The 9,166-nt window shown below is 66.6% G+C and carries 11 protein-coding genes; 9 read left to right on the top strand and 2 right to left on the bottom strand.

Annotation, left to right across the window (positions count from 1 at the left end; translation table 11 throughout):
- Positions 1-33 precede the first annotated feature (33 nt).
- The 7 genes from Q0S16_RS18715 to Q0S16_RS18685 all read left to right on the top strand — a co-directional run bounded on the left by Q0S16_RS18715 (position 34) and on the right by Q0S16_RS18685 (position 6,047).
- On the top strand, positions 34-1,599 hold the full coding sequence (locus Q0S16_RS18715; RefSeq protein WP_366517843.1) for an ABC transporter substrate-binding protein: 1,566 nt from the start codon (positions 34-36) through the stop codon (positions 1,597-1,599).
- Positions 1,600-1,652: 53 nt separating this feature from the next.
- Positions 1,653-2,918 (top strand): ABC transporter substrate-binding protein, encoded by a 1,266-nt coding sequence (locus Q0S16_RS18710; protein ID WP_295851289.1) that lies wholly within the window; start codon positions 1,653-1,655, stop codon positions 2,916-2,918.
- Between the two features lie 51 nt (positions 2,919-2,969).
- Positions 2,970-4,583: an ABC transporter substrate-binding protein gene (locus tag Q0S16_RS18705; RefSeq protein ID WP_295851285.1), complete on the top strand. Its 1,614-nt coding sequence runs from the start codon at positions 2,970-2,972 to the stop codon at positions 4,581-4,583.
- 184 nt (positions 4,584-4,767) lie between these two features.
- Complete coding sequence (locus Q0S16_RS18700) at positions 4,768-4,989, top strand: hypothetical protein (RefSeq protein ID WP_295851283.1); 222 nt, start codon at positions 4,768-4,770, stop codon at positions 4,987-4,989.
- A 127-nt stretch (positions 4,990-5,116) separates the two neighbouring features.
- Positions 5,117-5,281: a Flp family type IVb pilin gene (locus Q0S16_RS18695; RefSeq protein WP_295851279.1), complete on the top strand. Its 165-nt coding sequence runs from the start codon at positions 5,117-5,119 to the stop codon at positions 5,279-5,281.
- 123 nt (positions 5,282-5,404) lie between these two features.
- A complete protein-coding gene (locus Q0S16_RS18690) occupies positions 5,405-5,722 on the top strand; it encodes a DUF3551 domain-containing protein (RefSeq protein WP_295851276.1) in 318 nt (105 codons plus the stop codon).
- Complete coding sequence (locus Q0S16_RS18685) at positions 5,712-6,047, top strand: DUF3551 domain-containing protein (RefSeq protein WP_295851274.1); 336 nt, start codon at positions 5,712-5,714, stop codon at positions 6,045-6,047. The genes Q0S16_RS18690 and Q0S16_RS18685 overlap by 11 nt, the downstream gene beginning before the upstream one ends.
- Before the next feature lie 215 nt (positions 6,048-6,262).
- Here Q0S16_RS18685 and Q0S16_RS18680 read toward each other — a convergent pair whose 3' ends face one another.
- On the bottom strand, positions 6,263-6,565 hold the full coding sequence (locus Q0S16_RS18680) for a hypothetical protein (RefSeq protein ID WP_295851273.1): 303 nt from the start codon (positions 6,563-6,565) through the stop codon (positions 6,263-6,265).
- A gap of 205 nt (positions 6,566-6,770) precedes the next feature.
- Here Q0S16_RS18680 and Q0S16_RS18675 point away from each other — a divergent pair, with 205 nt between their 5' ends.
- On the top strand, positions 6,771-7,499 hold the full coding sequence (locus Q0S16_RS18675; protein WP_295851270.1) for a hypothetical protein: 729 nt from the start codon (positions 6,771-6,773) through the stop codon (positions 7,497-7,499).
- Positions 7,468-8,736, top strand: coding sequence for a terminase family protein (locus Q0S16_RS18670; RefSeq protein ID WP_295851267.1), 1,269 nt, complete (start codon positions 7,468-7,470; stop codon positions 8,734-8,736). Before Q0S16_RS18675 ends, Q0S16_RS18670 begins: the two co-directional genes overlap by 32 nt.
- Before the next feature lie 30 nt (positions 8,737-8,766).
- Here Q0S16_RS18670 and Q0S16_RS18665 read toward each other — a convergent pair whose 3' ends face one another.
- Complete coding sequence (locus Q0S16_RS18665) at positions 8,767-9,057, bottom strand: GIY-YIG nuclease family protein (protein WP_295851295.1); 291 nt, start codon at positions 9,055-9,057, stop codon at positions 8,767-8,769.
- Between the last annotated feature and the right edge of the window lie 109 nt (positions 9,058-9,166).

Raw genomic sequence — 9,166 nt, 5'->3', positions numbered from 1 at the left:
ATTGCGCGTGGCATTCTGCTGGTGGCGTGCAGCATGCCATTCGCCCCCGCGGCAAGCGCCGCGCCGGGTGAGAAGGTCGCCGTCGTGCGCACGCTGGCCAGCCGGGTCGGTCTGATCGTCGGCGCGGCTTCGAACTGTCGCAATCTGCCGCGCGCGCGCGTGCAGGCGGTGGTCGATAAATTTGCCATCGTCATCAGGGAAGCGTCGACCAACGAAGTCGAGCGCGCTGAAATCACCCAGCAACTCGACCGCAGCCTCAGCGACGGCCGTCGCGCCATGACCAATGTGGACGTGGAATGCGGGCCGGCGGAGCGCCAGTTCGCCGATCTGGAGCGCTCGATCATCACGTCGGCTCCGTCCGACGCGGCGGCCACCGCGGCCGCCACGCCCGTGCAACCGGCGCCCACTCCACCGGCGCCGGTGCAGACCGCCGCCGCGCCAGCGATGGCCGCGCCGACGGGCTCCGGTCCGGCCATCCGCGGCGTGACCGATCGCGAAATTCGCTTCGGCATGGTGGGACCGTTTTCCGGCCCGTCCAAGCAGCTAGGGCGACAGATGAAGCTCGGTATCGATACCGCCTTCAACCGGGTCAATGATTCCGGTGGCGTTGCCGGCCGCATGCTCCGGCTGATTTCGGCCGACGACGGCTTCGATCCGACCCGGACATTGGCGGCGATGTCGCAGCTCTACGACAAGGACCAGGTGTTGTGCTTCATCGGCAATGTGGGGACGCCGAATGCCGCGGTCGCGGCGCCCTATGCGCTCGAGCGACGCGCGTTGTTCTTCGGGGCGTTCACCGGCACGCCGGTGCTGCGCCGTGATCCGCCGGATCGCTATGTCTTCAACTATCGCGCGAGCATCACCGAAGAGGTCGAAGCGTCGGTACGTTATCTGGTCAAGGTACGGCGGTTGCAGCCGCGGCAGATCGCCGTGTTCGCGCAGGATGACAGCTTTGGCGACGCGGTGTTCGGCGTGGTGGTCAAGGCGATGCGCACCCTGGGCGTGAATGACGGGCAGGCGCTGCGCCTGAGTTACAAGCGTGGCACGATCGACGTGAACGACGCCGTCGCACTGATGGCAACCCGCAAGGCCGCCAATGCCATCAAGTCGGTGATCATCATCGGCTCCTATCGATCGTCGGCGAAGTTCATCGAAAAGACCCACGATTCGTATCCGGGGCTGGTCTACACCAATCTTTCCATCGTCGGCAGCACCGAGCTGTCCGAGGAGCTCAAGCTGTTGGGCGCGCGCTATACCAATGGCGTGGTGGTGACGCAGGTGGTGCCGGCGGTGGACGGCTATTCGTCGGCGATCCTGGAATACAAGGCGGCGCTCGCCAAATATTTCCCGGGCGAAGCGCCGGACTATGTCTCGCTCGAGGGCTACATCGGCGCCAACATCATGATCCAGGCGTTACGGCAGATTGGCCCGCAGCTCGATACCGAGAAACTGGTGGACAGCCTGGAAAGCCTGCGCGGCGTCGACATGGGGCTTGGCACGTCGCTCAGCTTCGGCCGCTCGGATCACCAGGCGTCGCACAAGGTTTGGGGAACGGCGCTGGATGAATCCGGCAAGTACCAGGCGATCGACCTGGAGTAGGGCGATAACGGTCACTACGGCTAAGTCAGAAACAATCTTAAACAAGGTAATTCATGAACATCGATTGGCAATTGAAGCGGAAACTGGCGCCGGTACACACGGTGCTGGCACGTGGCGTGTCGCTGGTGGCCTGCGGCGGCATGCTGGCCATGTTCGCGGCCACCGTGGCGCCGGCGGCGCCGGCCACCACGGGGCCCGCGGTTCGCGGCATCACCGACCGGGAAATCCGGCTTGGCATCGCGGCGCCATTTTCCGGCGCGTCAAAGGAATTGGGCCAGCAGATGAAGCTCGGCCTCGATACCGCCTTCAATCGCGTCAACGATGCCGGCGGTATCGATGGCCGGATGCTGCGCCTGATCGCGGCCGATGACGGCTATGAGCCGACAAGGACGCCGGAGGCGATGGCCCAGCTGTATGACAAGGAGCAGGTGTTCTGCATGATCGGCAATGTCGGCACGCCCACCGCGTTGGTCGCGGCGCCCTATGCGCTGGAGCGGCGGATGTTGTTCTTCGGCGCGCTGTCGGGGGCTCCGGCGCTGCGGCACGATCCGCCGGATCGCTACATCTTCAATTATCGCCCCAGCACCGCCGAGGAGACCGACGCCGCCGTTCGCTATCTGGTCAAGGTGCGCCGCCTGCAGCCGCGGCAGATCGTGGTGTTCACCCAGCAGGATGCGTTCGGCGATTCCGGCTTTGCCGGCGTCGCCAAGGCGATGCGCGCGCTCGGTATCGGCGAAAACGCGGTCATTCGGCTGAACTACAAGCGCAACTCCGTCGATGTCGACGAGGCGGTCAATCAGTTGAAGGCGATGAAAATTCCGATCAAGGCCGTGATCATGGCGGCGACCTACCGGGCCGGGGCGAAGTTCATCGAGAAGACCCATGATCAGTTTCCCGGGATGATCTACACCAACGTGTCGTTCGTCGGCGCCACCGCGCTGGCCGAGGAATTGAAGCTGCTCGGGCCGCGCTATACCAAGGGGGTGATCGTTACCCAGGTGGTGCCGGCGGTCGACGGCTATTCGTCGGCGATTCTCGAATACAAGGCGGCGCTGGCGAAGTACTTTCCGGGCGAAGCCCCGGACTATATTTCGCTGGAAGGTTACGTGGTGGGTAATGTGCTGGTGCAGGCGATGCGGCAGGCCAGCCCGCAGCTCGACACCGAGCGGCTGGTCGACAGTCTGGAGGCCCTGCGCCAGCTCGACATGGGGCTCGGCACCGTCCTCAGCTTCGGTCGCAGCGAACACCAGGCCTCGCACAAGGTGTGGGGAACGGCACTGGACGAAAACGGCCGCTACCAGGCCATCGATCTGGAATAGCGGGTACGGATGACCCGGCTCGCGGTGGATGTTGAATGGATGAGGTCGTCTATGAGTATCAACGCGTGGGTAAAGCGGAAACTGGCGGGCCTGCGTCCGGCGTTCGGCGGCGGCGCACGGCTTCTGGTCTGTGGCGTCGTGCTGGCTTCGCCGGTCAGCGCCGCGCCGGGTGACAAGGCCGCGGTGGTGCGCACGCTGGCGACCAGGGTGGGGTCGATCGTCGGCGCCGTCTCGAACTGTCGGGGCATCGCCCGCCCGCGGGTGCAGGCGATGATCGACAAATTCTCCGCCGTGATCGCGGAGGCTTCGGCCAATGACTCCGAGCGCGTCGAGCTCAGGCAGCAGCTCGACCGCAGCCTGGCCGATGGCCGTCGCGCGCTGGGCAATGCCGACACCGAATGCGCGGCGGCGGAACGCCAGTTCGCGGATCTGGAACGCTCGATCGGCGCGAGCTCGCTCGCAAATACGCCGGCGCCGGCGCTGGCGGCGCCGGTTGCCGCCGCCGCTCCGGCGGCTGCCGCGCCCGCGGCTGCCGGCGGCGTCGCGGTTCGCGGCATCACCGATCGCGAAATCCGGCATGGCATCGCGGCGCCGTTCTCGGGCTCCTCCAAGGAACTCGGCCGCCAGATGAAGCTCGGCCTCGACACCGCCTTCAACCGCGTCAACGATGCCGGCGGCATCGACGGCCGGATGCTGCGCCTGATCGCCGCCGATGACGGCTACGAGCCGACAAGGACGCCGGAGGCGATGGCCCAGCTCTACGACAAGGAGCAGGTGTTCTGCATCATCGGCAATGTCGGGACGCCCACCGCCGCCGTGGCACTGCCTTATGCGCTGGACCGTCAGATGCTGTTCTTCGGCGCCTTCACCGGCGCGCCGGTGCTGCGCCGTGACCCGCCGGACCGTTACGTCTTCAACTACCGCGCCAGCTATGTCGAGGAGACCGACGCGGTGGTGCGCTATCTGGTGAAAGTGCGTCGCGTGCCGGCGCGGCAGATCGCGGTGATGGCGCAGCAGGATGGCTATGGCGATGCCGGTTACGCCGGGGTGGTGAAGGCGATGCGCGCGCTCGGCGCCGCGGACCAGGTGCCGCTGCGGCTGAACTACAAGCGCAACACCGTGGACGTCACCGACGCGATCACGCAGCTGACGTCGCACAAGGGAACCATCAAGGCGGTGGTGATGGTCGCGTCCTACCGGGCGGCGGCCAAATTCATCGAGAAGACCCGCGATCTGTATCCGGCGATGATCTACACCAACGTCTCGTTCGTCGGCAGCACCGCGCTGGCCGAGGAACTGAAGCTGCTCGGGCCACGCTTTGCCAGCGGGGTGATCGTCACCCAGGTGGTGCCGGCGGTGGATGGCTATTCGTCGGCGATTCTCGAATATAAAAAGGCGCTGGCCAAGTATTTTCCCGGCGAGGCCGCGGATTATGTGTCGCTGGAAGGCTATGTGACCGGCAATGTGCTGGTGCAGGCGCTGCGGCAGGCCAGCCCGCAACTCGATACCGAGCGCCTGGTCGACAGTCTGGAGAGCCTGCGCCAGCTCGATATGGGGCTCGGCACCGTGCTCAGCTTCGGCCGCACCGAGCATCAGGCCTCGCACAAGGTGTGGGGCACGGCGCTGGACGAGAACGGCCGCTACCAGGCGATCGATCTGGAATAGCGCTCGGCGTGGCGGGATAATGGAGGCTGCCGGCGACCGTCCGGTGCGGCGGGGGCTTCCTTCATGCGACCATTTGCGCTACCTGCCGGGCATCGCCCGACCAATCATCACGACAGGTTCCGGCAGCTGGCCGGGGGCGCATTCGGGTCCTCGCCGCGGCGTCGCCTGGCTGAAAGGACTTGCCATGAGCCGACCGACCATCGAACAGACCAAAATGGGCACCGAGGCGATTGCGTTCTGCATCGCGCGGACCCTGATCGAACGCGACCCCTCGCTGAAGGCGCCGATGCGCGCCAATTTGCGCAAGATGTGGGAATTGCTCGAGGAGCGCGAGGACCACGCCGCCGCCGACATGGTGGACACGCTGATCAAGGCGCTCAACGATCCGGCTTTCTTCAAGCCGTAGACGCGTATATAATTACCACCTGATTAACCGATCATTCAGCGTGTTGGTGAACCGCTCTGCAACCAATGCCGCCTAGGGTGCCGCCGGAGGGCCCCGGAGAAACCGGCGCCGGGGCCGGGGTGCTGCGATGCTGCGATTGATTTCAGGATTTGTCAGCGACGAGTCCGGCGCGACGGCGATCGAATACGCGCTGATCGCGGCCGGCATCAGCCTCGCCATCATCGCCACCGTGCAGGGTCTCGGCACCACGCTCAACGGCCGCTACACCACCGTCAACACCGCGCTGAAATAGGCCGGCGGCATGACGCCGCGGCCCAGGCTGAACGCAATCGCGTGAAGCGGGTGTTCGCGGCTCGCCTCGCCCCCTATATCGGAAAAGCGGGCGTCGTGCCCGCCACTCCGTCCCGGGCAGGCCATGACGATGATACCGATTTTACCGCGGACTTTCCGCGACCTATCAGCGCCGTTGCTGGCAGCGGCGTGGCTGGGTCTCGCCGTCACTTTGATCGCCCCCGCGCCGGCGGCGATCGCCGACGAGGGCACCGCGCGCTATTGCATCGCGCGGGGCGGCGCCAATGGCGACGCGTCCTATACCGGCTCCTGCGTCTATTCCGACTATCAGCAATGCCTGCAGGCCGCCGCCGACAGCCGCGGCAATTGCGTGCAGAACATCGACTATCGTCCCGGCGCGTCGTCATCGCCTGCCGCGGCAAGGTCCCGTCATGCGCGCTAGCTGGACCGCTCACCCTGGGCCGCTGCGACGGCCGCTGCGAAGGCCGCTCCTGGCGGTCATCGCCCTGCTGGCGCTCGCCGCCGCGCTGGTCCCCGATGGCGCGCAGGCGCGGCCGGGCGCCGTCCGTTCCGATATTCCGCCGTTCTGCGTGCTGACGGGCGGGCCGCGAGGGCTGGGCAGCCTGCCGCAGATCTGCCGCTTCTTCGACTACCAGCAATGTCTTCAGGCCGCCGCCGATCTGCGCGGCAATTGCGTGGTCAATATCGACTATCCCGGCAAGATCACCGGCGCGCCGGGCGCCACCTGGTCACGGCCGCCGCGCTAGAGTCTAATCCGTCAGGATGAATGACGGGTGTCCCGGACGCGGTGCGGCATGCTTATGCTGCTCCGCGCAGCCGGGACCGTACCAAATGCGGAGTTTCATGGCGGTTCCGGCTCCGCGGCGCACGACGCCTCGTCGCGGAGGCGCCATGCACCGCGTCCGGGACATGATTTGAGCAACCTGAATCTGACTCTGGCGGCGACCGCGAGCCATTCCGTTCAGTTCGATTTGCCGTCCGGGTTGGATACGGCGGCGCCGATCAGCAGCGCCTTGTCGATGGCGTCGCGCAATTGCATCGCCGCCGCGGTGGTGCAGCGCAGATGCGCCACGGCGACCGGGACCACCTCGGTGGTGGTACCGCCGGTCGGCAGCACCACGCCGGTGCCGAGCATGATGTTGATCAGGCCGTGATTGTTGCCGAGCGTCGGGCAGAATTCGAAAAAGATGATCGGCGCCGCCGGCAGGTCGCGGACGGGCGTGAACAGCTCGGGCGGCGCGCCCAATGCGGATTGATCGGCCATGTCAGCTCCTGGGTGATGGGTCTACACGTTCCCGCGCGCGGCAGGACAGCAGGATAAAAATCGTAATTTAGGATTTTAAGCGTTGACAGCGTCACGCTGCCGGGGTAGCTTTACGGCATGCTCCACAATTGGGTTTGAGACAAGCGCCGGGGTCATCGGCAGGCCATCGGGCCGCCTGACCGCCTCCCGCATCAGAGGTTTCACGATGGCCAGGATTGCAAAAACCTGCCCGGCTAAAAAGCCGGCGCGGGCCACCGCTGCGCGCGCTGTTCGCAAGCCGGCGAAGCCAACACCTGTCAAGGCCACACCTGCCAAAGCCGCACCTGCCAAGGCCGCACCTGCCAAGGCCGCGGCGCGCAAGATCGCCACTAAGCAGACCGCCGCCGGAAAAATCCCGGCGGACAATAAGGCGCCGGCGAAAAAACATGTGGCCGCCGGCACCGCCAGTCCCGCGGCGGCGACCGTGGCGCGCAACGCCACGGTCGCGAAGACCACGAAGCTGGTCGGTGACACGCCCGTGGTGATCGAGCGGGAGGACGCGGCGGCCTGGCAGAGCGTCGAGCGGAGCAACCACGCCGCCGTCGAGGCGCCCGGCGACGCGGAGACCGGCACCGCGCTGATGGCGCGCGTGACGCGCGCGGTCGAGCGCGAACTGGTACAGATCGATGCGATCCTCGCCGGCGATCACAACAAGCCGCGGCGCTACACCGAGGCCGAGCGCCGCGCCCGCACGCTGGCCTCGCTGGCCCGTACGCTGAGTGAAGTAGGGCGGCTGCGGGCCGCGGATGAGGGCCATGCCTATGTGCCGAGCGCCGCCCGTGACCTGGATGGGTTCCGCAAGGCGCTTTGGAAGAGACTGGAACAATCACTCACCCGACGAGCGGATGTCGGGAGTGGTGGCGATGACGCCGCCGGAGATGACCGATCTCGATAGGCAGTGGCCGCTGTTTGCGCACGACTATCAATTTCCGCCGCGGCGCGCGCCGAACGGCGCCCCGTGGCTGACCTGGCTGCTGATCGGCGGTCGCGGCGCCGGCAAGACCCGCGCCGGCGCGGAGTGGGTCCGCGCGATGGCCAATGGCCATGCGCCCGCCACCGAGAAGGCCAGCCGTATCGCGCTGATCGGCGAGACCGAACATGACGTCCGCGAGGTGATGATCGAGGGCGTCTCCGGCCTGCTGTCGGTGCATTGGCCCAACGAGCGGCCGGTCTGGATGCCCTCGCGAAAGCGGCTGGAATGGCCGAACGGCGCGGTGGCCCAGGTGTTTTCGGCGGATGATCCGGAGAGCCTGCGCGGCCCGCAATTTGACTGCGCGTGGTGCGACGAGATGGCGAAGTGGCGCTACGCGGAAGCGGCGTTCGACATGCTGCAGTTCGGGCTGCGGCTGGGGTCGCAGCCGCGGCAATTGATCACCACCACGCCGCGGCCGACCGCGCTGCTGAAGCGCCTGATGAAGGATGCCTCCAGCGTGACGACCCGGGCGCCGACCCGGGCCAATGCGTTCAATCTCGCGCCGAGCTTTTTGCAGAGCGTGACGACGCGCTATGCTGGCACGCGGATGGGGCGGCAGGAGCTCGATGGCGAGATCATCGAGGACCGCGCCGATGCGCTGTGGTCGCGCGCGCTGCTCGAGGGCTGCCGCGTCGCGGAGGTGCCGCCGCTGCGCCGCATCGTGGTCGCGGTCGATCCGCCGGTGTCGGCCGGCAAGCGCGCCGATGCCTGCGGCATCGTCGCGGCGGGGATCGCCGAGAGCGGCGTGGTCTATGTGATCGCCGATGACAGCGTGGCGGCGGTGATGCCGTCGATCTGGGCCAACAAGGCGATCGCGCTGTGGCGACGGCTGCAGGCCGACGCGCTGGTGGTGGAGATCAACCAGGGCGGCGAGATGGTGCGCAGCGTGATCCGCGAGGTCGATGACGGCGTGCAGGTGACGCCGGTGCGGGCGCTGCGCGGCAAATGGCTGCGCGCCGAGCCGGTGGCGATGCTGTACGAGCAGGGCCGGGTCAAGCACGCCGGCGGCTTTGCCGCGCTGGAAGACGAGATGTGCGATTTTGCCTCCAGCGGATTGTCGTCGGGGCGCTCGCCGGACCGGCTCGACGCGCTGGTCTGGGCGGTCGCCTCGCTGGCGCTGGTGTCGCGCGGCGACGGGCCGCGGATCAGGGTGTTGTAGGTTGTGGCCCGGGACAGGTGCGTCCAGCGATTAGATCAACTCATCCGCGAGATCCCGCCACTCCGGATTGAGCTTCTCGATCAGCGCGAATTTCCATTCACGGCGCCAGCGCTTGAGGGCGTGCTCACGTGCTCGGGCCTCTAGGATCGAAGCATATTCTTCGACATGCACCAGCCGGTCAATCTTGTAGCGCCGCGTGAAGCCATCGGCGGCGCCGGATTGGTGTTCGGCGATGCGACGACTGATATCGTTGGTGACGCCGACATAGAGCGTGCCGCGATAACGGCTGGCGAGGATGTAAACGTAGAACGATCCTTCCATGCGGCGAGGCCTCCACCGATACGCCAGGCAGGATATCGCCGTATTCGTGTTTTTCAAGAACAGCTCTGGTCCGTGTCCCGGGCGCGACGCGGCACGCAGTGCTGCTTCG

The sequence above is a fragment of the Tardiphaga sp. genome (assembly GCF_025356345.1).
Taxonomy (GTDB): domain Bacteria; phylum Pseudomonadota; class Alphaproteobacteria; order Rhizobiales; family Xanthobacteraceae; genus Tardiphaga.
The sequence above is the reverse complement of the archived record's forward strand: the minus strand, read 5'-3'. Positions and strand labels throughout refer to the sequence as shown.

Bases quoted from the DNA above. Each gene is read 5' to 3' on its own strand.
- Q0S16_RS18715 (WP_366517843.1), top strand. From the start codon at position 34: ATGCCATTCGCCCCCGCGGCAAGCGCCGCGCCGGGTGAGAAGGTCGCC.
- Q0S16_RS18710 (WP_295851289.1), top strand. From the start codon at position 1,653: ATGAACATCGATTGGCAATTGAAGCGGAAACTGGCGCCGGTACACACG.
- Q0S16_RS18705 (WP_295851285.1), top strand. From the start codon at position 2,970: ATGAGTATCAACGCGTGGGTAAAGCGGAAACTGGCGGGCCTGCGTCCG.
- Q0S16_RS18700 (WP_295851283.1), top strand. From the start codon at position 4,768: ATGAGCCGACCGACCATCGAACAGACCAAAATGGGCACCGAGGCGATT.
- Q0S16_RS18695 (WP_295851279.1), top strand. From the start codon at position 5,117: ATGCTGCGATTGATTTCAGGATTTGTCAGCGACGAGTCCGGCGCGACG.
- Q0S16_RS18690 (WP_295851276.1), top strand. From the start codon at position 5,405: ATGACGATGATACCGATTTTACCGCGGACTTTCCGCGACCTATCAGCG.
- Q0S16_RS18685 (WP_295851274.1), top strand. From the start codon at position 5,712: ATGCGCGCTAGCTGGACCGCTCACCCTGGGCCGCTGCGACGGCCGCTG.
- Q0S16_RS18680 (WP_295851273.1), bottom strand. From the start codon at position 6,565: ATGGCCGATCAATCCGCATTGGGCGCGCCGCCCGAGCTGTTCACGCCC.
- Q0S16_RS18675 (WP_295851270.1), top strand. From the start codon at position 6,771: ATGGCCAGGATTGCAAAAACCTGCCCGGCTAAAAAGCCGGCGCGGGCC.
- Q0S16_RS18670 (WP_295851267.1), top strand. From the start codon at position 7,468: ATGACGCCGCCGGAGATGACCGATCTCGATAGGCAGTGGCCGCTGTTT.
- Q0S16_RS18665 (WP_295851295.1), bottom strand. From the start codon at position 9,057: ATGGAAGGATCGTTCTACGTTTACATCCTCGCCAGCCGTTATCGCGGC.